Annotated in this window: 24 protein-coding genes and 1 tRNA gene; 7 read left to right on the forward strand and 18 right to left on the reverse strand. The window is 63.7% G+C overall.

The annotated features are described in order from the left end of the window. Positions 1–112: 112 nt before the first annotated feature. Positions 113–739: a TetR/AcrR family transcriptional regulator gene (locus ACQP0P_RS05425; protein WP_433371706.1), complete on the reverse strand. Its 627-nt coding sequence runs from the start codon at positions 737–739 to the stop codon at positions 113–115. Between the two features lie 336 nt (positions 740–1,075). Between ACQP0P_RS05425 and ACQP0P_RS05430 the strand changes: the two genes are divergently transcribed. Beyond that, complete coding sequence (locus ACQP0P_RS05430) at positions 1,076–1,738, forward strand: SGNH/GDSL hydrolase family protein (protein ID WP_433371709.1); 663 nt, start codon at positions 1,076–1,078, stop codon at positions 1,736–1,738. Between the two features lie 264 nt (positions 1,739–2,002). On the opposite strand, the gene ACQP0P_RS05435 is transcribed toward ACQP0P_RS05430, so the two are convergent. Continuing rightward, positions 2,003–2,497: a YajQ family cyclic di-GMP-binding protein gene (locus ACQP0P_RS05435; protein ID WP_030925087.1), complete on the reverse strand. Its 495-nt coding sequence runs from the start codon at positions 2,495–2,497 to the stop codon at positions 2,003–2,005. A gap of 472 nt (positions 2,498–2,969) precedes the next feature. On the opposite strand from ACQP0P_RS05435, the gene ACQP0P_RS05440 reads away from it, so the two are divergent. Further along, positions 2,970–3,054 (forward strand) — tRNA-Tyr (locus ACQP0P_RS05440). Between the two features lie 231 nt (positions 3,055–3,285). Here the strand turns inward: ACQP0P_RS05440 and ACQP0P_RS05445 are convergent. The 10 genes from ACQP0P_RS05445 to ACQP0P_RS05490 all read right to left on the reverse strand — a co-directional run bounded on the left by ACQP0P_RS05445 (position 3,286) and on the right by ACQP0P_RS05490 (position 10,737). Beyond that, the gene (locus tag ACQP0P_RS05445; RefSeq protein WP_433371713.1) at positions 3,286–4,650 is read right to left on the reverse strand and encodes a tyrosine-type recombinase/integrase; all 1,365 of its coding nucleotides are present in this window, start codon (positions 4,648–4,650) and stop codon (positions 3,286–3,288) included. Further along, a complete protein-coding gene (locus ACQP0P_RS05450; protein WP_433381705.1) occupies positions 4,647–4,817 on the reverse strand; it encodes a helix-turn-helix transcriptional regulator in 171 nt (56 codons plus the stop codon). The genes ACQP0P_RS05445 and ACQP0P_RS05450 overlap by 4 nt, the downstream gene beginning before the upstream one ends. Positions 4,818–4,840: 23 nt before the next feature. After that, positions 4,841–6,496 carry a replication initiator gene (locus tag ACQP0P_RS05455; protein WP_433371716.1) on the reverse strand — a complete coding sequence of 552 codons (1,656 nt, stop codon included), beginning with the start codon at positions 6,494–6,496 and terminating at the stop codon, positions 4,841–4,843. Then, complete coding sequence (locus tag ACQP0P_RS05460) at positions 6,493–6,648, reverse strand: hypothetical protein (RefSeq protein ID WP_433371719.1); 156 nt, start codon at positions 6,646–6,648, stop codon at positions 6,493–6,495. The genes ACQP0P_RS05455 and ACQP0P_RS05460 overlap by 4 nt, the downstream gene beginning before the upstream one ends. Next, positions 6,641–6,841, reverse strand: coding sequence for a hypothetical protein (locus ACQP0P_RS05465; RefSeq protein WP_433371722.1), 201 nt, complete (start codon positions 6,839–6,841; stop codon positions 6,641–6,643). The genes ACQP0P_RS05460 and ACQP0P_RS05465 overlap by 8 nt, the downstream gene beginning before the upstream one ends. Beyond that, entirely contained in the window at positions 6,838–8,250 is a 1,413-nt protein-coding gene (locus ACQP0P_RS05470; RefSeq protein WP_433371725.1) for an FtsK/SpoIIIE domain-containing protein, read from the reverse strand. Before ACQP0P_RS05470 ends, ACQP0P_RS05465 begins: the two co-directional genes overlap by 4 nt. An 87-nt stretch (positions 8,251–8,337) precedes the next feature. Beyond that, on the reverse strand, positions 8,338–8,655 hold the full coding sequence (locus tag ACQP0P_RS05475; protein WP_433371728.1) for a hypothetical protein: 318 nt from the start codon (positions 8,653–8,655) through the stop codon (positions 8,338–8,340). After that, positions 8,652–9,101, reverse strand: coding sequence for a plasmid replication, integration and excision activator (locus tag ACQP0P_RS05480; protein WP_433371731.1), 450 nt, complete (start codon positions 9,099–9,101; stop codon positions 8,652–8,654). Before ACQP0P_RS05480 ends, ACQP0P_RS05475 begins: the two co-directional genes overlap by 4 nt. A 119-nt stretch (positions 9,102–9,220) precedes the next feature. After that, positions 9,221–9,937 (reverse strand): GntR family transcriptional regulator, encoded by a 717-nt coding sequence (locus tag ACQP0P_RS05485; RefSeq protein ID WP_433371734.1) that lies wholly within the window; start codon positions 9,935–9,937, stop codon positions 9,221–9,223. Between the two features lie 389 nt (positions 9,938–10,326). Beyond that, positions 10,327–10,737: a hypothetical protein gene (locus ACQP0P_RS05490; RefSeq protein ID WP_364227483.1), complete on the reverse strand. Its 411-nt coding sequence runs from the start codon at positions 10,735–10,737 to the stop codon at positions 10,327–10,329. A 208-nt stretch (positions 10,738–10,945) separates the two neighbouring features. On the opposite strand from ACQP0P_RS05490, the gene ACQP0P_RS05495 reads away from it, so the two are divergent. Continuing rightward, entirely contained in the window at positions 10,946–12,073 is a 1,128-nt protein-coding gene (locus ACQP0P_RS05495; RefSeq protein ID WP_433371738.1) for an XRE family transcriptional regulator, read from the forward strand. Positions 12,074–12,078: 5 nt separating this feature from the next. Here the strand turns inward: ACQP0P_RS05495 and ACQP0P_RS05500 are convergent, their stop codons facing one another. Then, positions 12,079–12,633, reverse strand: a complete 555-nt coding sequence (locus tag ACQP0P_RS05500; RefSeq protein ID WP_433371741.1) for an NUDIX hydrolase — start codon at positions 12,631–12,633, stop codon at positions 12,079–12,081. A 673-nt stretch (positions 12,634–13,306) separates the two neighbouring features. On the opposite strand from ACQP0P_RS05500, the gene ACQP0P_RS05505 reads away from it, so the two are divergent. Together ACQP0P_RS05505 and ACQP0P_RS05510 are read left to right on the forward strand one after the other, a co-directional pair. Beyond that, complete coding sequence (locus tag ACQP0P_RS05505) at positions 13,307–14,359, forward strand: ParA family protein (RefSeq protein WP_433371744.1); 1,053 nt, start codon at positions 13,307–13,309, stop codon at positions 14,357–14,359. Positions 14,360–14,442: 83 nt separating this feature from the next. After that, the gene (locus ACQP0P_RS05510) at positions 14,443–14,970 is read left to right on the forward strand and encodes a hypothetical protein (RefSeq protein WP_433371747.1); all 528 of its coding nucleotides are present in this window, start codon (positions 14,443–14,445) and stop codon (positions 14,968–14,970) included. Positions 14,971–15,440: 470 nt separating this feature from the next. Here the strand turns inward: ACQP0P_RS05510 and ACQP0P_RS05515 are convergent, their stop codons facing one another. Both ACQP0P_RS05515 and ACQP0P_RS05520 read right to left on the reverse strand, forming a co-directional pair. Next, entirely contained in the window at positions 15,441–17,588 is a 2,148-nt protein-coding gene (locus tag ACQP0P_RS05515; RefSeq protein ID WP_433371750.1) for a hypothetical protein, read from the reverse strand. Between the two features lies 1 nt (position 17,589). Then, positions 17,590–17,988, reverse strand: a complete 399-nt coding sequence (locus ACQP0P_RS05520; protein WP_433371752.1) for a hypothetical protein — start codon at positions 17,986–17,988, stop codon at positions 17,590–17,592. 318 nt (positions 17,989–18,306) lie between these two features. Here ACQP0P_RS05520 and ACQP0P_RS05525 point away from each other — a divergent pair, with 318 nt between their 5' ends. Further along, positions 18,307–19,350: a hypothetical protein gene (locus ACQP0P_RS05525; RefSeq protein ID WP_433371755.1), complete on the forward strand. Its 1,044-nt coding sequence runs from the start codon at positions 18,307–18,309 to the stop codon at positions 19,348–19,350. Between the two features lie 635 nt (positions 19,351–19,985). Here ACQP0P_RS05525 and ACQP0P_RS05530 read toward each other — a convergent pair. Next, entirely contained in the window at positions 19,986–20,294 is a 309-nt protein-coding gene (locus tag ACQP0P_RS05530) for a GNAT family N-acetyltransferase (RefSeq protein ID WP_433371758.1), read from the reverse strand. 902 nt (positions 20,295–21,196) lie between these two features. On the opposite strand from ACQP0P_RS05530, the gene ACQP0P_RS05535 reads away from it, so the two are divergent. Continuing rightward, positions 21,197–21,943, forward strand: coding sequence for a hypothetical protein (locus tag ACQP0P_RS05535; RefSeq protein WP_433371761.1), 747 nt, complete (start codon positions 21,197–21,199; stop codon positions 21,941–21,943). 529 nt (positions 21,944–22,472) lie between these two features. On the opposite strand, the gene ACQP0P_RS05540 is transcribed toward ACQP0P_RS05535, so the two are convergent. Continuing rightward, the gene (locus tag ACQP0P_RS05540) at positions 22,473–22,949 is read right to left on the reverse strand and encodes a hypothetical protein (protein WP_433371764.1); all 477 of its coding nucleotides are present in this window, start codon (positions 22,947–22,949) and stop codon (positions 22,473–22,475) included. Between the two features lie 580 nt (positions 22,950–23,529). Next, on the reverse strand, positions 23,530–24,756 hold the full coding sequence (locus tag ACQP0P_RS05545) for an MFS transporter (protein ID WP_433371767.1): 1,227 nt from the start codon (positions 24,754–24,756) through the stop codon (positions 23,530–23,532). Positions 24,757–24,811: the final 55 nt, after the last annotated feature.

Consider the following 24,811-nt stretch of genomic DNA (forward strand, 5'->3'; position numbering starts at 1 on the left):
ACCCGGAATCGTACGATGCCGGGGGAGACGATTTGCGCAGCCGCCGCTGGGGGGGCTGCGCAGTCCGAGGCTTGTGACCTGAAGGGACGGACCGGGTCTCGCTGTGGAGTCGTCAGGGAACCTCTTCCGGCCGGGTGGCCAGGGCGCGCAGCCGGGTGCGGATCCCGGCGCGCGAGCGCTGGTACGCCAAGGCGTCGTCGAGCAGCAGCGCGGCCGAGTTCGCCGCGGTGGCGAGCGCGTCGAACTCGAACGCCAGCTGGGCCGGTTCGACATCCGCGTCGAACTGGCCGAGTTGCTGGGCGTCCCGGATGGTCTGCTCGTACAGACGCAGCCAGTCGCGGCGTGCCTGGGCCAGCAGATCGCGGATCCGGCCAGGTCGTGAGTCGAACTCCGCACCCGCCGCGTAGAAGAAGCAACCGCCGGGGAAGACCCGCCGTTCTGAGTAGTCGAGCCAGCACCTGCACAGCTCGACCAGGCGTGGCAGGCCGGGTGCGGTCCGCAGCGCCGGTTTGACCACCTCGCGGGTGAAGACCTCCTCGGCAGCCCGTACGACCGCGATCTGCAACTCCTCCTTCGAACCGAAGTGTGCGAACAGCCCGCTCTTGCTCACCCCGAGCTCAGTGGCGAGGCGCCCGATCGACAACCCTTCGAGCCCGTCCTGGGACGCGATGGCCATCGCGCGGTCCAGGATTCGCTGCCGGGTCTGGTCCCCGCGCACCACACGCCCGTCCTGTGTCATCTCAACCGTTCCCGTCCACTGAAGTCCCGTCGGCACATCGGCTCGCCCCTGATCGGCCACAGCCGGTGCGGAGACCATATGCGGCGGGCCGCCCGAGCCGTGCTCCCCGGCGCGACCGGCCCGCCGTGGCCCGGAGCCGAGCAGCGCCGGAACACCGACGGAACAGCTGTCGAGCATGTCCTTCGCGAGTCAAACTTTAAGCACGAACGTTCTGTTAAATCAACCAGATAATTTCCAGCTTGATGGGTGTTGATAGCACGATCGTTCGTTCTTATGCTGTCGGCAGGCGGCTCGGCCCCCAGCCGGGCCGGACCGATGCCCAGAAAGGCAACGAACGTGACCGAAGACGTCTCAACCGATGATTTCCACCTCCCCGCGAAGGAGGCCGACAGGCTCCTCGCCGCCGCCCCGTGGAAGCGGTTCGCGGTGCTCGGCGACAGCCTCGCCGAAGGGCTGGGTGAGCCTGCCCCCGGCTACCGCACCCTGCCCTGGGCGGACCGGACCCAGGAGGCGCTGGCCCGGTGCCGGCCCGACCTGGCCTATGTGAACCTCGGCCTGCGCGGCCTGGTCGCCGCCGAGGTACGGGAACAGCAACTCGGCCGGGCACTGGAGTTCGGGCCCGACCTCGCGGCCGTGATCTGCGGGGGCAACGACCTGTTCCGCCCGGTGGTCGACATGGACGCGGTCGAGGGCGAGCTGGACGCCATCATCGGCGGATTGCGGGCGGCCGGTGCGACAGTGATCACGTACCGCCTCATGAACATCGCCTCGGCCATCCCTCAGCTTGAGGCGCTCAGTCCTAAACTGCTGAGGTTGAACGAGCGGGTGAGTGCGGTCTCCGCCAGGCACGGCGCGCTGGTCGTCGACATGTGGAGCCACCCCGCCTGCGCCGACACCTCGACGTACAGCTCAGACATGATCCATGCCTCGATGCGGGGCCACGCCCTGCTCGCCGCGGAGACCATCAGGCGACTGGGCCGTCACCTCGCCTCGGCCTGAAGGGCGCGTACGTCCATCGCTGGAACCGTCGCGGGCACCCGGTGAGCATGGTCGAGCCTGGCGGTGCGTCTTCGGAAGCGGGAAGTCGTTCTGGTGGTGGCCGCGGTGGAGTATCCGATATCGAGTGGCGCTGGGCCACTCAAGCCTCATGATCGCTTTGAACGCGTCCGGAGGAGAGTGGCCCGAAGCGCCTGTCGTCGGCGGTGTGCGTCCGAGAGTGGAGGGCGGTAACCGTGCGAGTCACAGCTCCGCCCGGCTCTCGGTCTACCGGTAGTTGGTGAACTGGAGGGCGACCTCCAGGTCCTTGCCCTTGAGAAGGGCGATGACCTCCTGCAGCTCGTCCCTCTTCTTGGAACTCACCCGCAGCTCATCACCCTGGATCTGGGCCTTGACCCCCTTGGGCCCCTCATCCCGGATGATCTTCGAGATCTTCTTGGCCTGCTCCTGGTCGATGCCCTCCTTGAGGGTGATCAGAAGGCGGTACTCCTTGCCGGACAGCTTGGGTTCGTCCGCGTCAAGAATCTTGAGCGACAGGCCACGCTTGATCAGCTTGTCCTTGAACACGTCGAGGACCGCGTTGGCGCGCTCCTCGCTGTTGGCCCTGATCTCGACGGCCTTCTGACCACCCGACCAGGCGATCGTCGCGCCGGTACCCTTGAAGTCGAACCGGTGCCCGACCTCCTTGACCGTCTGGTTCAGCGCGTTGTCGGCCTCCTGATGATCGATCTTGCTAACGATGTCGAACGATGAATCCGCCAAAGCCCAATCCCCTTTGAACTGCTGGAACCATCACCCGCTGCCCGGCTCCCGAATATCGCGGTCCACGAACCGCGGCGGCGTCCGCGAGCAGGTTCGGTAGACGCGTACGTAACGGATCAGCCTATCCAGCATCTCCTGTCAATGCTGGGGCGGCAGTGTGTCCCGCCTCGCCCACAGCGTGTCGTCCCACCCCGTTATCCTGCTCCGCCGTCCCACTCCACGGCCGGCTCTCCCTCCGGTCACCTCCGGCCCACCCGCCTCACCCGCCCGATACCCGCCGCCGAACCCCGTATCACGCCCGTATCGCGACGTCCCTCCTGTCTCGCCCGCCCCGCTCAAGACCGGCACGCGCGACAACGCCCGCCCCAAAAGTCCCAGTGTGCCCATCTATCGGCGGGTGCTCTCCGCGGATGTCACGTCACCCCTGGAAGTCCGCTATTCTTTTCCTGTCGCCGCAGTACGCGGAGGACACGGCAGGTTGCCCGAGTGGTCAAAGGGAGCGGTCTGTAAAACCGTCGGCTCAGCCTACGCAGGTTCAAGTCCTGCACCTGCCACCAGCCAAACTGGCAGCTCAGAGGCCCTCCGGGGCCTCTTTTGCGTTTCCGGGACATGCAGCCGCGGGCAGCCAGAAGCAGCCGCATGTCACCACTCCACCAATATGCGTGCAATGATCTTGGCCGCGCTTTCCCAGGTCGTGCAGGACTTTCCGGCCGCTCCTGAGATGGGAATCGGCCCCCGGAACGCCGAAGGACCCCGGAGCGCTTCCGGGGTCCTGTCCGTATGGCATGTCACGCGACCAGCGCGTCCTCAATCCGCTTGTTTGCCAGATCCTTCTGACCGTCGAGGCACTTGGCGTAGACCCGCAGCAGGACGTCCACGCTGTGCCCGGCACGCTCCGCCACGTCAGGAGCCGAGACACCCGCGTTGAGCCAGAGAGAGACCGCCGCGTGCCTCAGGTCGTACGGTCTGCGGGCCAGGGGAGAGGCCACCTGGGCCGGGGTGAAGGCCAGCTTCCGAGCCTCCTGCCACACCTCGGTGTAGGCCGTCGACGCGATCACGCCGCCACGCTCGCTACGGAAGATCCGCCCGTCCGCGCCGGTCCCGTACTCCTCGATGTGTCGACGAAGGATCGCGACGAGCTCCGGCGGGATCGGCACCGGACGCACGTCGGCACGGCCCCGGTGCTTGAGCCCCCGTTCCTCGTGAGCGTCCCCGCTGTCCGTCCAGTGCGTGTTGACCTCTGGCCGGGAGATGTCGACCGTCAGCCGCCCCCAGCCCTTGAGCGGAAGGTGGCAGTCCTGGAGTCGCAGGCCGACCGCCTCCGCCGGGCGCAGCGCCGCGTAGTACATGCAGGCGAACAGCGCCATGAGCCGCTGGCCACGACCGCGCCCGCCCACGTAGGTCACCATCGTGAGCAGCTCTTGAGCCTGCCGGGGGTTGACCGCCACACGGGGATCAACGGTCTCGGTGACCTTGGGCGGTTTCCAGGTGACCTTGTGCAGCGGGTTGGCGTCCAGCTCCTCCAGCTCCACCGCGTACTCCAGTACGGCATGAAAGACGGCTCGCTTACGGGCGATCGTGTTCGGAGCCGCCGCCTTGCCGTCGAGGCGGAGGGCGAGCGCGTCGAGTGCCAGCCGTACCGTCTTGGCATCGTTCAGGGCGGTCAGGTCGAGCGACGCGGACTGAAGCCAGCGGGCCGCCTGTGCCATCTCCGGGGAAATCTCGGCCCTCTTGCTCTCCGGGAGGAGGAGGTGCTTCCGGAGAGCCGTTCGCATGATCTCGGCATCGGGACGGCCGGGACGGTCCTTGGTCAGCGAGGGGAGAACCGTGGCGAGCGCGTCTGACATGCTGTCCCGGCTCTTGGCCGCCGCATGGGGCCACTTCATCTCGATGAAGGCCGCGACGAACTCAAGGACGGTCCGGGCATCCTTAGCCTTGATCATCGACAGAGGGAGACCGCTCTCGATGTCGAACGCCTCCCCTCGCTTGGCCGCCTGCCGCAGGTCGGACAGGAAGCTCTCGGCGAGTGCCTTGGTGCGATAGGTCTTCGAGGACCGCTTCCGGGCGACCGCCCAGCGCACCACGTACGAAGGCGTCTTGCTCGACTTGTTCCGGCTGATCTCGAAGAACTTCACGTCGTACGAGGTGTTCACGCCGCCTCCCGGAGGCTCTCAAGCCACGCCTCGAACTCGCTGCGGTAGAGGCGGATCTCGTCGTTGGGCAGTCGCAGGCCACGGGGGAACTTGCCGATCTCGCGCCAGCGGTAGAGGGTCCGGACGGAGATCCCGCCGAGCTTGTCGAGGATCTCCGGGACGGTCATGAGCTTGTCGTCGTCCTTCTTCTTCACGCCGCCTCCCTGATTGCCGAAAGATCTTGTCCGGTCGCCTTCTCTCGGAGTGCGAGCAGGGTTGCTCGCCAGCGTTGGCGTTCGGCGACCATGCGCAGCAGTCGCAGGGCCAGGGAGGGGATGTTGCCGTCGCCAGCCGGGACGGGCTTCCAGACGTAGCGATGCGGGTCAACGGGCTCATCGGCCAGGCCGAGAGCTTCCATCACCCAGATGCGCCGGTCGCGCCTGTGCTCGGACAAGGTCTTGTTCGACCACTTGCGGGAGACCAGGACGCGCCGGCCCGCGTAGCCGAGGTGTTCGGGCTTGTGCGCCTTGCTCCGACACCGACCCGGCGCCATGCCCGCCTTGGGATTCTTGGGCTGTACTCCGTAGCGCAGCCAGTTCGGGCAGGCCGGGGAGCAGGGTTCATAGCGGAGCGCCTCGACCATGCGGGCCGCGTGGTCACGTTGGGCAGGGTTGTCGGCGTCGAGAGTGTCGCCGAGGCTCTTGGTCAGGTACTTGCTCAGGTAGCGGATGCACTGGTCGGCATCCGGGGTGCCACCGAGGACACCCTGAACGTCGACCTGGTCACCGAAGCGGACCACGTGCAGCGGTTCGGCCTCCTCGTCGGCGTCGAGCCGGTCGAGCGCCTCGCGCCAGGTGGGCAGCACTTCCCCGGTGGCCGGATCGAGGTAGTCACCGTCTTGGCCGTCCGCGTAGGGCGTGCCGTCTTCCCGCGCGGGACGCTCGACCCACACCGGCAGGTGATCGCCCTCGAAGCGCACTTCGTCGACCGAGGGCCACCACACCTGGTGATAGGTGGCCGCAGCGATCGCCTTGACCTCAGCGCGCGGCATGGTGCCCCGGATGGCCATGTGCAGGTGCGGCGCGAGTCGCTTCTGTGGTTCGACAGAGGAGAAGTACTGCAGGTCATAGCCCGCGACCCGGCGTAGGTTCTGCACGAAGCGGTCGACGAGCTTGGAGAAGTGCAGTGCGTCCCGGACCGCCCGCCGGTAGTCGTAGCCGTCCGGATCGACGGGCACGCCGTTGCGCACCTTGCCGTAAGAGGGAAGCGTGAGCGTGACGAACAGCGACGGTCGGTAAACCATCCCGTCGGAGCTGGTGAACGTCCGTCCCAGGGTGGTGTTCTGCCGGACCTTCCTGGGCAGGTCGGGGGCGTCCTGGCGTCGCCGGGTCGAGCGGTTGCGCTTGGCAGTGGTACGGCCGAGCAGGGTGCCGCGCATCCCGGCCGCGGTGATCTCGGCATCCAGTCCGCTGAGGATCGCGTCCAGATCAGTGGTGTCGTCGCCGGCCTTTTCGGCGGCATCGCACTGGGCTTGCATGTCCGCGCGGAACTCCACCAGCCAGAGTTGTTCCTCGTTGGGCTCATCCGGGGTGATCGAAGGTTCGGCTTCCAGGTGCCAGCCTTCCCGGCACTGGGCCATCCGCAGGTAGCGGTTGCGCCGGGCGCACGACGAGCACTTGGCGTCCATGGTGGCCCCGCAAGGCACGTTGACGTCCTCGGTGAGCCCGGTGCAGGTGTCCAGCCGCCGCAGGACCACCGGCCGGATGCATACGCCGTTGTGTTTGGCGATCTCTACCGCGACATCCAGCGCGAGCGGCATTCTCTGACGCTCTGCCCGCGACAGGCCGCGATCGTTGGGGTTGCTCACAGGTCCTCCCCATCGTGGTCGGGGTCGAGGAGTGCGCCCTGTCCGCACTCGCGGCACTCGACCAGGCCGCGGATCAGGTCCAGCCACAGCGTGTCGACCGCGCCGCAGGCCGCACAGCGCAAACCGTCGAGGATGTAGGCCAGCTCAGTCACGCTCGCCCCTCTCCACTTCGGACAGGTCGGCCGACAGCCGGAACGTGGTCTGGTAGGGGTCGGTGGTGACGCGGACGTTGAACAGCTCGAAGGTCAGGACGGGCTGAGCGTGGCGAGTTCCCAGGACGGCCAGGATGGGCCGCTCGCACACCCGGGTGATCTCTTCGTCGGTGCCGTAGAAGCAGACCCTCACGCGGTCACCCCCAGAGTCATCGCGCGGATGTCGCTGTCGGAGACGTACGCGGCGCGGACCCGGATCGGATCGGGCGAGGTTTCCAACCGGACGTAGCCGATACCGGCCCCCTGCTCGGGGATCAGCGAGATGTGATCGGCCAGCGCACCCCGATCGCGGGCTCCGTCGCCGAGGACCATGTCCACCTGCTCGGACTCATCCAGCCGGAGCGCGATCTTGTCGGGGAAGAGGTTGCGGATGTTCATGACTTCTTTGCGCGGGTCCTGGAGTGCGGCCATGACGCCGAACCCGACCGCGCGACCCTGCGTGGTGAGCGTGGCCAGGGCAGCGGAGATGCGGAGCTTCAACCCCTTGTCGGACTGATAGGCGGTCAGGAACGCCACCTCGTCGACGACCACCAGGACGAACGGGTCATCGAGGGTGGGGGTGTGGGAGCGCTGGAGTCCGGCGTAGCGGTCGGCCCGTTCCTGCATGATCTGCACGGCGGATTCGAGGAGGTCGGCGCAGTCGGCCGGGCTGGCTGCGTAGCGGGTGCCGAACAGCTCACGCCCGTAGGACAGTTCCATCCGTTTGGGATCCAGTGCCCACACTTGGGCCAGGCCCGCGCGGGTGGCGGGGAGCAGGCCGCGGATCGTCGACCAGATGACCGAGCCCTTGCCCGCCCCGGTGGCCCCGGCGACCAGGACATGAGTGCCGTGAACCTTCAACAGCCAGGGCTTGCCGTCCTCGCACCTGCCGACCTCCACAGGCCCCACCGACGCCTCAGCCGGAACCGGTACGGCCGGAAGCGGAGTGGCGAGGGGATCGCGCCGGGGGAAGACGAGCAGTAGCCGGCCAGCTCTCGCGATGGAGACCCGGCAGGATTGAGCACCGAATCCGTGGGCGAGATGGTCGGTGCGATCGGCCCAGTCCTTGACCGACTGCCCGGTGAGCATCCGCACCGTGACCACATCGGCCCACGAGGTACAGGTGACGCGCACGATGCGGGGAAGGTAGTCCCGGCCGCGTAAGTGACGGCCGAGCCCGGAGATGATCATCACTGGTTGCCAGTGCCGCCGATAGATCCACACCCGACGCCACCAGGCCAGCAGCCGCCAACCCACCAGGCGCAGGAACGACGGACGAGCGAGGAGACACCACGCGGTGAGACCGAGCGGAACCAGGACGACGAGGCCAAGACCCCAGCGCCAGCCGTAGAAGTAGGTGAGCATACCGGGGGTGAGGGCCACGGCCGAGGCGATCGGGTGACGCCACAGCAGCCGCAGGGCACCGGCCAGCAGCCGCCACGCGAAGATCACAATGGTGACGATCGCCGGGGTACGGACGACGGCCGGGCGGAAGACGACGGCGGTATCGGGGGTCGTGGAGACGAGGTGCTGCGCCTCGTCGCCGGGCAGTTTCTTGAACATTAGGCTGGGGGCCTTCCTTGAATTCGCGTGAGAGGGAGAACCGAGGGGCCGCCGGAAGTTGGCGCTTCTGGCGGCCCCGCTTACGTGTCAGGCCGCCTTGTCCTGCTTGGCCTGGTCGGGGTTGGTGGACTGTTCGGTGTGCAGGCGCTCGCAGTCGCCGAGGTAGCGCGCGGTGGCGTCGGCGAGCTGCCGGGCGAGGGTCACGTCCCGTTCGGTGACCGGTCCGCCGCCGGTGGTGGAGATCACCACCTGTGCCTGTGCGGTGGACAAGTTCAGGAACGGCCGCCTGCTCTTGGCTCCCAGCGCCATGACCGACAGGTCCGGGGTACGAAACGAGATGTCGAGCCGGGTACCGTCCGCATCGAGCGAGATCGAGGCACGGGTGTAGGGCTGGTGCTCACTCACGCGGCCACGTCCTTACCGGCCGTCTCCTTGGCCGAGGCCGAAGCACTCTGTCGAGCGGAAGCCGCAACCGAGCGGGGAGCCCGCATCGCGGTTGCCCGGATCGACCAGGCCAGGCGGCCGGTGTTCTGGCCGACGTAGGCGGTTGCGGTCATGCCGTCGAACTCGACCGGCACGAACGGCAGGCCCGGCAGCGCGGCCGGGACGACGGGCTGAGTCGGGGACAGGATCTTGACTGAGACCGTCTTCTGGCCGGCCTTCACGGTGGGATCGGCATCCATCACGGCGACCTGCCAGACGAGTTCGCCGGTGTTCTTGTCCTTGGCGTAGACCGTGCGCCCCTTGGAGGAGGCGTCGAAGTCCTTGACCTGCTCGACCTCACCGACGACGTAACAGCCGTGCGGGAAGACCTGCGTGAAGCTGATCGGGATGGGGCCTTGGATGGCCATGATGATTCCTCTCGTTTAGCGGCAACCAGATGTCCGGTTGTTCACTTGTCCGCTTAAGTTGAGAGTAGCCCACTCCCACTTGTCCGCACAAGTGAATGAGTGAGGCGGGTGGAGAAGACTTAGCTCACCGGGTAGACGTCCTGGAGCTCGTGAAGGTCGCCAGGGAGAGCCACGCTCATCACGAGAAGCACGCTTCCAGCAGCGTCATGCACGGTGGCCAGCACCCCGAGGACAGGCTTGGAGGAGCCGAGCAACTCCGCCTCTTCCTTGGTCGGGTTGCGCGCGGTCAGCCGCTCGGTGACGTGATCGAACCGCAGGTGCTTGACCGCCTGGAGGTGATGACGCACCCCACGCGCCAGCGGTTCGGGCTTGTCGACGTCGGTACCCAACGCGACCTCCAGCGGGAACCACAGGGTCTCTACAGCCGACAGCCGGCCACCCTGCTTGACCACGCGCCGACGCGAGATCACCGGCGTCTTGTCCTCAACACCGAGGAGACGAGCGATGTGGCGGGGAGCCGGAACACGGGCAACCTCGGTCACCATGTCGCCGCTCTCGACCTGCTCAGCTACCGCCAGGCCCGGCCGGATGCGATCGGCGGCGCTCTCGGGACGGCCCTTCACGAATGAGCCCCGGCCGTGCTCACGCTCGATCCAGCCTTGCATGGCCAGCGTCTGAAGCGCCCGCACCACCGTCGTGCGACCCACCCCGAACTCCCGGACGAACTGCGTCTCCGAGGGCAGCATGTCACCGGCCGCGTACTGCCCGGCCTCGATACGCTCCTGAATCGCGCCCATCACCTGGGCATACTTCGGAGGGGCGAAATCCCTGCTCATCTTAACCGCCCGATCGCTCTACCACTTGTCTGCACAAGCACACTACCGGCTGAGACCAGCCCTGTCAGGAGGCGCGGCAGCCACAGGCGGCTACCTGGCCAGCCCCGCCAAAATCCTGATCCACACCACCCGAGCCTGAGCAGGCGACCACGCCTCACTATGAAATACGGTCACCCGATTTTTGTCCTGAACCGTACGCCGAATGAACGACAGCCCGCCCGCATCGCACAATTCGTAAAACGTCACCCGATGCTCGTGACAGGTCCAGGCCACTACCCGAACCCGCCCGAAACGCCGCGACCTATTCCAGGTCAAAGGCATGCATCCGGGAGCAGCCGGTACGAGATGATGCGCCATGCACGACGCTCCCTGCCGGGGAGAATTCCCGCTCATGATTCCTGCCGCTCGAAACGCACCGACCCGGCCGGGTCCACTGTGGCGTGAAAGATCACCCGCCGTGTCCAGTCGTCGGAGACGGTGCCGAAGTCGTAGACCCGGTGCGTGATGCGACCCCAGACCGTTGCGGGCGACTCCATCCGACGCAGTTCCGTACGGAGCGTGTCCATCGCAGTGGCCTGCCCCGAACTGATCCCGCACGGTCCAAGCTCGTCGGTTCCGCCGGAGGTGATGAACACCTCCCACTCGAACCTCTCGACGAGCTGTTCGGTGCCGCCGCAGTAGATGCAGTCCTCCTGCGCCGAGAGTTCCAGGTGCAGGCCCATGGCCGCCACGCATCCACGACGAGTGACGATCTTCCAGCCGCGCCCGTCGCACTCCGTGCACTTAACCGGTGTTGTCATGCCGGAAAGAATGTCCGGGCGAACTTTTCCGCCCTATCCCGCGCAGGTATACCACCGAGAATATAGAGTCCCGTTCTGCGGCAATGCACCACTTCGGAACCGATGACCGGAGGATGGAATGCACGGGAACGCTTTCAATCCGATCGAGATTCCGGCATGGGTCTGGGACCGCAACGAAAGCCAAGAAATCCTTAAAAACCGTGACGTGATGGCGCTTTTCAACCTCGCCGTCAAGTACAGCGGAGCAAGCCAGATCCGCCTCAGCACGGCCACCGGAATAGCCCAGGGCCACGTGAGCCTGATCATCCGAGGGCGACGCCAGGTCACCGACCTGGAGGTCTACGAGCGCATCGCCACCGGCCTTGGCCTGCCCGATCACGCCCGCATGCTCTTCGGCCTGGCCCCGCTCGACCTCGCATCCCCCACCGGGAATCACAGCGACAACCACCAGGAGCAGGCCGACGAGCTGACCTCCCGGATCGAAGCCGCCGCCGCCATCGACCCCGTCATGGTCATGATCCTCACCACCGAGACCAACAATCTGCGCCTCATGGACCGCCGAGTCGGCGGGGTTGCCATCGCTGAGAAGATGCGCGCCCAGATCGCCCAGGTGGAACGCGCCCACCGCCACGCCGTACGCCCCGGCATCCGCGCTCAGCTCGCCCACGTCCTGGCCGAGACCGCCTCACTGGCCGGATGGCAGGCCATCCACACCGGAGCGCTCAACGACGCCTGGAACCACTACGAGCACGCCAAAGCCGCCGCCCGCGAAGCCGACGATCCCGCCGTTCTCGCTTACGTATCCGCCGAACAGACCTACGTCCTCATGGAACTCGGCAGGCCGGCCGAAGCCACCGAGCTACTCCAGTACATCCACACCACCCACCGCGAACGCATCCCCAACCTGTTACGGACCTGGCTGTCAGCAGCCGAAGCCGAAGCCGCCGCGATCCTCGGCGACGAGACCACCTGCCGCGCGGCCCTCGACCAGGCCGCCGCACTTCTACCGGCCGGGGAGGCCGATGTGAGCATGCCCTACCTCTCCTTGGACGCTCACCACCTCGCCCGCTGGCGCGGCAACTGCCTGGTGCGCTTCGGCGACCCCGGCACCGTCGAAGATCTGCGCTCCGCCCTGGCGGGAATGGACGGCACCTACAACCGCGCCGAATCCGGAGTCCGCTGCGACCTGGGTCATGCTCTTCTGGCCAGGGGAGAACCCGACGCGGCCCAACCCCACATCCAACGCGCTCAGCAACTCGCGACCATGACCGGCTCCCGCCGCCAGCGCAAACGCATCGAGGAACTCGCCCGAGCGGTCAAGCGCTCACTGCGCTAAGCCCCTCACCCGCTGCTGAGCCGCTCCCGTGCCGCGTACAGACCGATCAACGTCCCCGACGTCCAGATGTCACCGCGGGCGATCATCGCCGGGATCTCCGACATCGGCACCCACTCGATGAGATCGGCCTCAATCTCCCCCGTCGGACTCCCGACCAACTCGGCACCCCGCACCAGGAACAGATTGTGCTCCGAGTCGACCATGCCGGCCATCGGCTGGTAAGTGATCAGGTGCTCGATCTCCTTGGGCCGATACCCCGTCTCCTCCTCCACCTCACGAGCGGCCGTCGTCATGGCGTCCTCGCCCGCATCGACCAGCCCGCCAGGCAGCTCCCACCCCCAGCGGTCAGCCAAGAACCGGTGCCGCCACATCAGGAGCACCCGGTTTTGGTCGTCGACCACCACCGCGATAGCCGCCCGATCCAGATGCACCACGTGATGCTCGAACCGCTCTCCGTCCGGGATCGCAACATCAACCAGACCCAGCCGGATCCACCGGTTGTCGTAGATCAGCCGCTCGCCATGCACGATCCAGCGCGTCTGCTCATCGTTGGTAGCCACACAGCGAAGTTACCGGCCAAGGCCCTTGTCGTACACGGGTAGGAGCAGACAGGGATCGTCCGATCACATAGATAGCCGATAATCCGTCTAAGGGTGCCCCGCCGACGTGGAGCACCCTTAGCCTCAACGAGGGATCACCGACTGCGCAGCTGGCGCTGATGGTGCTCTCGTTTATCAGCAACTGACTGCATGCGCTGGGAGGCTGCCTTCAGGTTCGGATCGCCACTGCGGTCGGCGGCCGACTGAAGCCGTGACGCCGACGCCTTGTCACTGAGATGCGGTTGTTTGGCCATGCCTCCATGGAGACAACTCCGTTGACCCGCGTCTATGGTCAGTCGAGTCAGGACCCTGTTGCCAGCGCCAGGGAGCCGGGCTCTAAGCGCATGTCACCGAGTTGCCGAATTGTTCTCATGGGTATCAAGGGCGACGCTCCGCGCCGCCGCGCGGCCCTGCGCTCGGCCGCACGCTGCGCGTGCGGCCTGGGGGCCGTTCTCGCGTGCGCCGTGCTCGGGCCACGCGGAGATTGGACCATCGCCCCAATAGCGCCGCTGTCGGCTCCATGCGTTACAGGTCCGAAACAAACGCGATAATAGAGTAGCTTTCGCCCGAGTTTACGATATGTTGGTGGCGCTTATTTTCACCGCTCACGAACATGGTTCTGGTTAGGGGATCGATGCCTATCAAGATTGCTTTCTTCAACAACAAAGGTGGAGTGAGCAAGACGACGACCTGTTTCAACCTCGGGTGGATGTTGGCCGAGAGAGGGCACCGTGTAATAGTGGTGGACGCCGACCCACAGTGCAATTTGACAGGTATGGTCCTCGATGTAGGTGAAGAGGGCGCACTCGACCGTTTCTATGCTGAACACCCAGGCCGCAACTTGAAGGAAGCTCTAGAGCCAGCCTTCAAGTCTCGTCCAGTTCCGCTCAAAGCTGTTGAATGTGTAGAAGTCGACCAACGTCCAGGTATGTTTCTCATTCCTGGGCATGTTGCGCTAGCAGAGGACGAAACCTCGCTAGGTATTGCTCAGCAACTCTCGGAGTCGGTGCAAGGCCTGCGGAACCTTCCGGGCAGCTTCACTCATCTCTTCAACCTTACAGCGAAAGCCTATGAGGCGGACGTAGTTCTGCTTGACCTTAGTCCCGGTCTCGGGGCTATCAACCAGAACCTGGTCGCTACTGCAGATTACGTGTTGGTTCCCTGCAGTCCAGATATCTTTTCAGTGATGGCAATCGAGTCACTATCCCGAGTAATTCCTCGTTGGAGCAACTGGGCCAAACGCGCTGCTGAGCTGGAGGCACTTTCAGACGCGGACTACCCTTTCCCCGCACCTGATCTAAAGTTCCTGGGTGTACTGGTACAGCGATTTCGGTTGCGAGGAGGGCGGGCCACGCAGGCCTTCCAGAAATATTTCGACAAGCTCGACGAATCCGTCAAAACGGTGCTTGTTCCTGCCCTCCGGAGGTCAGGTGTCATGCTTTCTGATGATGCCTATGAGTCGGTTGGAATGACTGGAACCTACATCATTTCTGAGATCTCCGACTTCAACACCCTGATCGCTAACTCGCAGCAGCTCCGTAAGCCGGTATTCACGCTATCAGCAAAGGAGATCAACCGTGGTGGGCAGTCCGGGGCCACAGCAGAAGGCAACATTGCCACATTTCGCCAGAACTTTGAAGACCTGGCCCATCGCGTAGAAATCCTGGCAGGATTGCGTCAGTCATAATGCCTACTGCGCGACTACAGCAGTTCGAATCAAACATCAACCGTGCACGTAGCCTCATTGGCCTTGGTCAATCAATCGCGCGCATGACGTCAGACGGTATCGATTCGAGCGACATGTATCGATCTGCCTTAGTCAACGCTGTGGCGGCTGTGGATGCATACGTTCATGGGGTGATTATAGACTTTGGGGTAGATATCATTCTTGGGCGACGGCCAGCAGGCAGTAAAGGAAAGCTCGGACTTCCTGTCGGCGCTATTGCTGATATTTTGACTGCTACGAGTGCGATCGAACAGGAGTTGCGTGCTAGGACGCATGTAACAGAACGACTGTCGCATGAGACCTTTCAGAAGCCAGATGATATAGGAAATGCATTCGCTCTAGTTGGACTTCCGAAACTATGGGCCGCAATTTTCGGCCAGCAGGCAGGAGTTGAGAAGTTGGCCCTTGGGCTGATTGTCGCTAGACGAAATGTGATTGTTCATAGCTGCGATGTAGACCCTGCGCTTCCAACAACTGTTAATGGCATCATCGATCAAGATGCGATCGACGCGTTGGCAACCGTAGAGAGGATCATTTTGGAGATAGATCGATATGTTTCCTCTGCTGTCTAAGTCAGACGTCGTGGACCCCATGCGGGCTAATAAATGTTTTTAGGTTAAGGAGCGTAAAGTCCTCACGATCGCCCATCCGTGGCTGGGGGGATCGACGGTCCGGGACTTCGTTCCTAATGACGGTGCGGGCACGTTAACACCGCGGCGACCGCCACGCCACCGTCCTGCGCAACCTTTACAACCGCTTCCTCGGTTGCCTGTTTCACTGCCTGACCACCCGCCAGAGCTACCAAGAACACACCGCATTCCTCTAGCAGCCCGCAGCGGCCCAGGCCTGAACCACACCACCTGATCACCGTTACCGCTGGGGGCTTCGCAGCCCCCAGACCCCCGCGCGCCGGAGCAACCGCCGACGCGCACCTCGCCGTGCCCACAACCCGCCGATCGCGTCGGCGGTCACTCCGGACCGACTTGACGCACCCCGCCCATCGGATGTCTCAGCCTCGACCCACCGAGTAACCGTCCCATGGTCATTCGTCGGGGAAATTGTCGTTCTCCTCTGCGCTTCCATTTTTAGAGACCTCGCTCTGTGCTCTGAGCGGGCAGTCCGGCTGTGAGCACTGCGCATGATTGCAGGCACGGAGATTGGCGAGCGCGAAGCGCGCATTGATGAGCGCTAGATCTTCATTATCCGGGCTGCCGTAGAGGAAACGAGACATTGCGTCGACCGGAGTATGGGCATTACGTACATCGGTGAGGATGCCAAACGTGAAGTTTCGATCGAGCTGATTCTCGTGTATAGCCCGGGACCAGGAAAGCAGCACTTGATATGCCTGATTGCGCACATCTGTTTGTTCGAGCGTCTTCCCCCAGCCGTTAATTAGAAAGTCACGCACTTTAGGGGATGCCTGAGCTATTGCGATTAGTTTGCCCAGTATGTTGACGGGGTGCGAGGGGTCGATCAGAGCAAGGAAAGCCCGAGGGCCAGCGGAATGATCTGGATACTTGTCGAGCCATGAATCGACCGTATCAATGATCCGGACAAGTCCATTCTCGCTACTTGCTGCATGAGCTACCAAGGTGTGTGCTGCCGCCTCGGTAGCAGCGTCGTTTATAGCGAGAATGTGTCGCAGGCGAACGAGGGCTGTATGTGGCCATCGACGTCCGTATTCACCCGTGCATACCTGAGCAACGGCTTGACGCTGGTATGGATTTTTTCTTATTGACCACTCTAGTAGTTTCTTATGTGTGCCTCGGGCAAGCTCGCTTGTTCGAGCGGCCTGTGTTAAGAGCCGAGCAATGATATGGATTCGGTTTTTGTCTACACCACCCGGATAGTTGGTCCATGCGTCAAGGACAGCAAAGAAAGGGGGATCAACGGCTGCACGGGACAAGTGAAGGAGACGATCACCGATCTGCTCTGCCCAGGAACCCGCCAGCCCATCGGGTGCTGTGATACGCTCAATCCATTTTCTTGTTTCTGATCTTTCGTCGGCCCAGTGATGCCAGTCCATATGGATAGCAGAAAGAGCCAAGCCTGGCCGGCTCTCGAATGCAGCTTTGTCGTCCAGGGTGACATCTACGCCGACGTCTCGCATACGGCGCCGAGGACTGCGTCCCTCACGATAACGCCTTGTGGTAGCTTCGTCGCGAGGACCGAAATCTGCTGCGGCCTTTATGCAGGTTTCTAGAGGGGCGCCTTCGAGGTAAGCAGCGGATAGAAGCATTACTCTATCTTGCCCGCGAGTTCCCGGCTCAGTGACTACTTTCTCTAGAAAGTTAGTCCACAGCAGAACTTCCTCTCGGATGCGCTCAAGCTCTTCGCGACCTTGCTGCTGGACAGTTGGGGAGCTCTTGTCATTGCGCCGACTTACCGCATTAGCTAGCCTTTGTGGATCTATACGGCTAAGGCGCTCGGCGATTGAAATGGAATCAGACGGACTAACGCTACGAGTTATGAGATCAGAGAAGATACCAACTGTCGGATCGTGAGCGGAAGAGCTAAATATGCCGCGCGAAGTGGCTTGATTCGGATCTAGCTGTAGCCATTGCGCGTGCATTGAACTACTAGCCCTATTGGCGAGATAGTTGTATGCGACCTGTATAGCATCCGGCCGTATAGCGTCTACCTGAAGTCGGCTGTCGCCTTTCCAGTCCCGTTGGTTTGTCATAATGATTACACAAGAGCCTGATGCGTAGAGCCTTTCTGCCCAGGAAGATAAGGCAATCGTAGCTTCTTGAGAGAAAGTCCTAGATGTAGCGTCGATTAGGTAGCCACGCGCAGGTAATGGATCTGGAAATACCTCACGGTCTGGAGTTTCTTCATCATCCCAGTCGGCAGATACGTCGAAGAGCTGAATGCCCCTGACTCGTTCTGAGAGATATGTATGTAGAGCTCGAACGGCAGATATACGTCTTCCGGTACCGTGTTCTCCAGATATAATGGCAAAGCCGTGTAATGCTAGATATTCCGCTGCGCGCTGTGGCGTCGGAGTATGTGCCCATAGTGGCTCGGTAGCGGCCTTAATGTCTTTTTCCGGGATCGGAGAAAATGGCAGTTTTAGACGCCGTAAGATGCTAATAGATCCTGAATTGTCGCCAGCAACCTGGATGATGGGGGCAAGATTATTGGAAGCCAACTGTCCTGGAAGGTGAACTCCTGTTTCATCTTGGGACACTTCACTTGTCTCCTGTGTTAAGGCTGCCGGAATTGTCCCTACCTATTTGGATAACTGGGCCGGTATTTCCAGCAGCGTTCTGATTTACGCCACCAGACTGATCGTTCTTATAGTGGCTTGCCAAAGCTTCCAAGTCCTTGGTGGCTTCCGGGAAATCCTCAACGAGTGTAATTAAGCGCCGTTGCCACCTATTGCGGAGCTCAGTGCCATCGATTGTATCGACTTGCGCTTGATCGGCGTCTAGACGCTCCAATTGGCGTTGCTCCTCGGATTCGCCCCCGTGGCGGAAGATGCGAGCAGCGGTTGCGCGAGCGGAAGTCCAGCCATCTTTTACCATTTCTGAAACTAGCGCTGTTGCTGCAGCAGTAGCAAGAGCTATTAGTTCCGCATGTTCAATCACTTTGGACCCTCTCTGATTCGCCTAGACGGAGCTGAGCGCCTGCTGATCCATCAGCTTTACGTGCCTGGATCATAAGCGGAATCCACTCATCAAGGTACCCGATCGGGTTGCAAGAGGAATGCGATTGAATCAACGGAAATCGGTCACAACATAAAAGGGATTATGATTGACCAATACGATGAGTTTTGAGCTATTATTTCCTATTGGCCGGGTTAAGTAGATGCTCTCAAGTGGCCCTGAAGATCATTTTTGAGTCAAGGGGGGCGGGTTTTCCGCTTCGCATCACTGGTGCGTGGTCAATCCGTCACACTTCGCAGTGTGAAAGATGCCTCTGCCCCCTCACGCCGGTTCGGCCCTGAGTTCGTCGAGGAGTACCGTCGCCGCCACGGCAACAAGACTCCGCAGGGACGCACTCTCACCTACGAGAACGCCGTGAACGAGGAGTTCGCGCCACGTCGGGACTGGCTTGATGAGCAACTACGTCAGCTGCCTGTCAGGCAGGCCGACCGGCTCGCACGCTGTGTGTGGAAAGACGAGCACTACTGGCCCGTTCACTTCGAGATGGCAGTCGGTGCTGCGTTACGCCAGGTCGGGCTGCATATCGTCTATGACTACTCCTGGGGTGGGCAGACACCCGACTGGACCGTGATGTCGGACACCGGTGAGCCGCTGTGCTTGGTTGAGGTGCACACCGCCTCCCCGCCGCAGAAGACCTACGACTCAATGCGCGCCTGGCACCAGTTGACCCAGCAGATCAAGACCATCCCGGTCGGAGTGGTGCTCAGGCTGGAGCCCACCGGCCACCCCGTCCAGGCACCTGACTCACGCACGGCCAAGAGAATCGCAGGAGAGATTCGGGGGGCGTTGTGCAGTGCGCTGTGTCCGTCACGTATTTCCACCAGCTTCGGCTACACCTTTCTCGTTCAAGGTGACCGCTACGGGGGTGTGGTTCCCTCTCCCTTCGGGTTGTTTGCCTGCTTCGATCCGCCCAGTTCGACCGCCGGACAAGTCAGCGCGGCGCAGATCATCGGGCCTGTCAAGAACAAGATCAGCAAGTACCGGCGGATAGTCGACGAACATGATCTGCCGCTCGTAGTGGCAGTAGGCGCGCACCGCTTCACGGGCCTGGGGTTGCGTGAACTCGACGACTTGCTCGCCGGCGAGCCGGTCCTGACCTTCCAGTTCAATCTGGGCGATACACACATCGGTGATGCGATCTCTCCGCCGCCTCGCTGGGACATGTCCAGGGAGTTAGCCGGACTGTTGTGGGTCGACAACAAGTTTCCGTTCGCCGTGACGAGTCGACCTAACCCCGCCGCGCACCGTCCAATGCCTGCCACGTTGGCCAGCTTGGGAGCCTGACTCAAGCGGTCGGTGACCTTCTTGGCCAGTTGGTGAGAAGGAGCTGTGCAATATGCGTGCAATGATCATGGCGGAGAGAGAGTGGCGAACGTACTGCGCGCCAGGTCAGCGGCCATGTCGCCCGAAGAACGGTCACGGGCTGTAAAACCGTCGGCTCAGCCTACGCAGGTTCAAGTCCTGCACCTGCCACACTGGATTTCCCCAGCTCAGAGCCCCGCGAGGGGCTCTTTTGCTTTTCCGGGACATGCAGCCGAACGCAGCCAGAAGCAGCCGTATGTCAGTGGTCGCGGGATATACGCGGGATGGATCATGGAGCGTTTCCCCAGGTCGCGCCAGGCGTTGCGGGACATGCGCGGGATGGGACACCGGAAACGCCGAAGGGGTTCCGGGAGTGTGTCCCAGAGCCCCACGACAGAGGTGATCTTTACGGGCTCTGGCCCGCTCTCGATGACGCGGTAGCGGAGAGTGAGGAGAGCGGTTGGTCGGAGGGCCGAAGGCAAGCCGGCAGGACGTCGGAGTCGGCTTGGCGGTGTTCCACAGGCCGGTCGCCTCACTCGACGGGATCGTTCCGCTGACTTTCGTCGGTCCGGTCGAGATCGCCCTATCCTGATCGCCCCTCAGCGCTGGGTGGAGGCCTAGTTCGCGTCACGCCGGTAGGTGTAGTGGATGAGCCCTTCGTGGAACTTGCCCATCTTGTTGTACAGCGCGCGAGCCGGGGCGTCTTCCAACGTGTTCCAGTAGAGGCCTGGGAAGCCGTGCTCCTTGGCGTCCTGCGCCACCCACTCGATCACTGCCGTCGCGATACCCCGCCGCCGGACTTCCGCGTTCACGAACAAGGCGGCGGCGCGGCGCGCCGCCGCACGGCCCGCCGCCCGCCTGCCGTCCGGGCGTGCGGCGTGGGCGCCGGTCCCGGACGGCGCGGGACTCTGGGCCGCGCGCCGCACCCAGCGCCCGCCGCACCCATTCCATCCCGCCGCACCGGGACCGCACCGCCGCCCTAACACACTCGGCTTAGTATCGGGATACCTACGAGGTTTCGCCGGTTGCGACATGCTCTGTCGAGCTGGACGCCGTTTGGCCGGCCTCTTTGGCGGCCGCCTTCCGGCGTTTGTACTCAATGAGGACCGCACCAAAGCCGCTGATCCAGCCCAAGAACACCGTGTAGCCGATGACGCTCTGCCAACTGAAGACTGTACTCAGGGGCCAGAGATCGTTGTTATAGAGCCAAGCGCGAGGAGGCTTACCAGAAAACCTCCGGCGGCGCCTTGCCCGAGACCACGAAGGCCCACTCGCCATAAGGGAGCTTGCTCGTCTTGCATGCTCAACCTCTTTGATCTCCCAGGGAAACCCGGCTCCGTAATGATCACGCTACCCGAGCCAGGGCCGTACGTGACTGGGGAAACCGAAATATCCTGAACCGGCCTCGCCCTCACGATCGCCTGATGATGGCTGATCCTTGTGAGGGTCGGGGGCGATCGACGGTCCGTGGCTTCGTTCCTCAGCCCCGGCCCACCGGGCACCAGAGCGACGAGGGCGAGACGCTCCGCGTGTCCTTTGCGTGCCCGTTGCGTGCCCGTCAGAAGGGTGATCAAGGGGGACTCACGGGGAACCGCGGATAATCGGAACCCTCCCTCGCAGGTCATCGTCTCCCCAGCTCAGCGACCAGGTGCGATAGAGACTTCCCAAGCTGATAGCGCGTGATTAATTCTGGCGTCTCCGCTTCAGCGCTTCGTCCAACTCGACCGGAACTTTATGTCCGTCTTATCCGTCATCATCATCAAACGGGGGAACGGGCGGCGCCGATCGATCATATATTGACCTCATACCAGCCGAAGGGCGACGTATTTTGATCAACCTGGCCCCGCGCGTCCGAGCACTCGCCGGACGCGCCACGATGCTCCTCTTCTACGGCTACCCCGCAGAGAACAGGACGGTGTACGGCGTGGCCGTCTTGGACGGGGACGGGCTGGTCCTGTTCTACTCGCCGGGGGCCAGATCCCGGCATGAGCTGGAGGAATTCGCCGCTGGCCAGGGGCTGATCTTCGAGTTCCGGCGATATGGTACCGCTGCGGAGGCGAGGGTCGCCTTGGCCCGTCGCGCCTCAGGCTGGAAGGGGCTTGCCCCCACGGACCCTCCTGCTCCCCATGAGAGCCCACGCATGCACCTACTCGAACCCGTGAACCAATTCCGCTACATCGAGATGATCATCAACATGTGGCGCGATATGCGAGCCCGTCGTGCCCATGCCCGGCTGAATCGGCCTCACAGATCAGGCGGCCGCAAACTCTCGCGTCTGGACGGCCGGGCCTGTCACCTCTTCGCCGAGCACGGCCAGCCGGCGCTGGAGTCGGAGGATGGCTTACGTCTGATTCCCCAGGCCGATCTGTTGGTGTACTACACATCCGAGTCGGACGTTTGTGGCTTGATGGTGTTCGGCGAGCCCGGCCGGCCCTTGGTGCACCTACCCGGACGGTGGGATCCAGAGGATACGCAGCGCTTCGCTGGACGGAACATCCTGGGGTTCGAAGCACGCAGATTGCCACACGAGGAATACCTGGCCTTGACGGGTCGGGTCCAAGACGCGGTTCCTTGAGTGACCTGCACTGCGAACGGATCGTCTACTACGTACACGTCGGGAGAAGACTCTCACGGGAACCACGCGGAACCACAGAGGGCGCAATCAACGGCATAACCAGTGCCGCAGCAAGTGTCGACACATCACCAAGGTGCCCAGTCGGCCGCGTGGGATATGTACGGGATGATCTTCGGCGGGCGAAGCGAAGGAGAAGGTTCCCGCCCTGGTCGGACGCCCTGTCGTTGCCCGAAACGTAGCCCTCTGTAAAACCGTCGGCTCAGCCTACGCAGGTTCAAGTCCTGCACCTGCCACCAGCCAAACTGGCAGCTCAGAGGCCCTCCGGGGCCTCTTTTGCGTTTCCGGGGTATGCAGCCAGATGCCACCCTGAGCGGCCCTATGTCGGTGGTCGCGGAATATACGCGCAATGATCTTGAGGGCGTTTTCCCAGGTGGCGCCAAGCTTTCCGAGTGCCGTACGGGCCAGAACCACCCCTGGAACGCCGAAGGGTCCCGGTGGTGTCCGGGACCCTGGTCGTACGGCGTGCGTCTCATACGGTCAGCACGTCACTGATCCGCTTGTTGGCGATCTCTTTCTGCCCGTCGAGGCACTTGGCGTAGACCCTCAGCAGGACGTCCACGCCGTGGCCCGCCCGCTCGGCCACGTCGGGAGCGGAGACGCCCGCGTTGAGCCAGAGCGAGACCGCCGCGTGCCGCAAGTCGTACGGCCGCCGGGCGAGGGGAGAGGCGACCTGAGCCGGAGTGAGAGCGAGTGCCCGTGCCTCCTGCCGTACCTCGGTGTAGGCCGTCGAGGCGATCACGTTGCCGCGCTCGCTGCGGAAGATGCGCCCGTCCGCGCCGGTCCCGTACTCGTCGATGTGCTGCCGCAGGATCTTCACGAGTTCGGGAGGGATCGGCACCGGCCGGACGTCGGCGTTGCCCCGGTGCTTGAGGCCCCGTTCCTCGTGAGCGTCCCCGCTGTCCGTCCACTGCCTGTTGACCTCGGGCCGGGAGACGCCGATTGTCAACCGTCCCCAGCCTTTCGCGGGCAGGTGGCAGTCCTGGAGACGTCGGAGGATGGCCTACGTCTGATTCCCCAGGCCGATCTGTTGTTGTGCTACACATCCGAGTCGGACGTCCGTGGCTTGATGGTGTTCGGCGAGTCCGGCCGGCCCTTGGTGCACCTGCCCGGACGGTGGGATCCAGAGGATACGCAGCGCTTCGCCGGACGGGGCATCCTGAGGTTCGAAGCACGCAGATTGCCACACGAGGAATACCTGGCCTTGACGGGTCGGGTCCAGGACGCGGTTCCTTGAGTGACCTGCACTGCGAACGGATCGTCTGCTACGTGCCCGTCGGGAGACGACTCTCACGGGGAGCCCCGCGGAACCACAGAGGGCGCAATCAGCGGCATGACCAGTGCCACAGCAAGTGTCGACAGATCACCAAGGTACCCAGTTGGCCGCGTCCCCCATGACCAACAGGACACGACCAGGACCGCGGCTCTGGTGATCGGTTGTTAGATCGTCCGTCGGACGCGTTTCTCTGGCGGCTGGTGCCTGACGAGCTGTGGGAGCTGTTCCAGCGCGTGGTCCGCCAGCGCTCCCTTCACCGTTGGGTGAGTTCCTCGGAGCTTTCGGACGGCTGGTGCGGAGCCGCGCCAGCGGGATGAGGTCGAGGGGACAAAACGTAGACCGCGAGGGCTGCGGTCGCGTAGCCGGCGCCGAGCAGGCAGGCAGCGGGCCACCCGGCGGTTGCGTACATCCACGCCGTGGTCACCGCGCCGAGGGCGGAGCCGATGGAGTAGAAGGTCATGTACGCGCCGATCACGCTGCCGGCCTGCCGGGGCCGGGCCGTGGTGATGAGGTGCTGGTTGCTGACGTGGACGACCTGCACCGCGAGGTCCAGCAGGATCACGCCCGCGCCCAGCAACCACAGGGACTGCCCGGTGTAGGCGGTGAACGTCCACGACACGATCAGGACCACCAGCGCCCAGCCCGTGACCGGGCCCGCGTATCCGCGGTCAGCCCACTGTCCCGCGCGGGCGGCACCCAGAGCGCCGGCGAGCCCGGCGAAAGCGAACAGGCCGATCTGTGCCGGTGTCAAGCGCCAGGGTTCGGCGCTCAGCGGGAGCGCCAGACCGCTCCAGAGCGTCCCGAACGAGGCGAACACGAAGAACGCAATGACCGCTCGGCTGCGGAACATCCGGTCCGCGGCGACGAGCCGCCCCATGGAGACGATCACCTGCCGGTAACCGCCGCGTGGGCACTCATGCGACTCGTCCGAGGGCAGCGAAATCAGGACGAGTCCGGCCAGGATCACCGAGGCGGTGGCCAGTGTGGCGTACACGCTGCGCCAGCCTGCGGCCTCGGCCAGGAAGCCCGCGATCACGCGGGAGCCGAGGATGCCGACGACCACGCCGGAGGTGACCGTACCGATGTTCCTGCCACGCTCGTGCGGCGGCGACACCGCGGCCGTGTAGGCGACGGTCGTCTGCACCACGACCGCGAACATCCCCGCGACGCCAAGACCCGCCAGCGCGAGCGGCGCCGTCGCCGAGGCCGCGACGACAGCGCTTCCTGCCGCGGTGAGCACCAGTTGGCCCGCGATGAGCCGCCGCCGGTCGAGCACGTCTCCCAGCGGAACGAGCGTGACCAGCCCGGCCAGATAGCCGGCCTGCCCGATAGCGACGAGCCATCCCAGACCGCCGGACGTGAGCCCCAGCTCCGATCCCGCCGCGTCCAGGACGGGCTGCACGGCGTAGATGTTCGCCACGGCTACCGCGCACACCACGGCCAGCAGCAACCTGCGCCCTCCACCGAGGATCGTCGACACACCATTCTCCAATCAGTAGCAAATTGCAACCGATCGGAGGCTAGGGCAGAATAGT

The organism is Streptosporangium sp. CA-115845 (genome assembly GCF_050943795.1).
In the GTDB taxonomy this organism is placed as follows: Bacteria; Actinomycetota; Actinomycetes; order Streptosporangiales; family Streptosporangiaceae; genus Streptosporangium.